We start from the raw sequence: 516 nt of genomic DNA, 5'->3' as shown, positions 1-516 counted from the left end.
ACAACGGCGTCGCGTCCGGCCTGGCCAAGGGCAAGCTGGTCATCGACATGAGCTCGATCTCGCCGATCGAGACCAAGGTGTTCGCGAAGAAGATCAACGATCTCGGCTGCGACTATCTCGACGCACCGGTCTCGGGCGGCGAGGTCGGCGCCAAGGCGGCGTCGCTGACCATCATGGTCGGCGGCGAGGAAAACCCGTTCGAGCGCGCCAGGCCCGTGTTCGAGAAGATGGGCAAGAACATTACCCTGGTCGGGCCGAACGGGGTTGGCCAGACCACCAAGGTGGCCAACCAGATCGTCGTCGCGCTGACCATTGAAGCTGTCGCCGAAGCGCTTGTTTTTGCTTCGAAAGCCGGCGCCGATCCGGCCAAGGTCAGGCAGGCGCTGATGGGCGGGCTGGCGGCTTCGCGCATTTTGGAAGTGCATGGCGAGCGCATGGTCAAGCGCACCTTCGCGCCGGGTTTTCGGATCGAACTGCACCAGAAGGATCTGAACCTCGCGCTGGAGGGCGCGAAGG

Annotated in this window: 1 protein-coding gene; it reads left to right on the top strand. The window is 64.0% G+C overall.

The window, feature by feature from the left end:
* Positions 1-516, top strand: a 516-nt coding sequence (locus EN906_RS36665; protein ID WP_164777731.1) for an NAD-binding protein, incomplete at both ends; no start/stop codon positions are given.

The sequence above is a fragment of the Mesorhizobium sp. M7A.F.Ca.CA.004.06.1.1 genome (assembly GCF_003999135.1).
Lineage (GTDB): Bacteria > Pseudomonadota > Alphaproteobacteria > Rhizobiales > Rhizobiaceae > Mesorhizobium.
The sequence above is the reverse complement of the archived record's forward strand: the minus strand, read 5'-3'. Positions and strand labels throughout refer to the sequence as shown.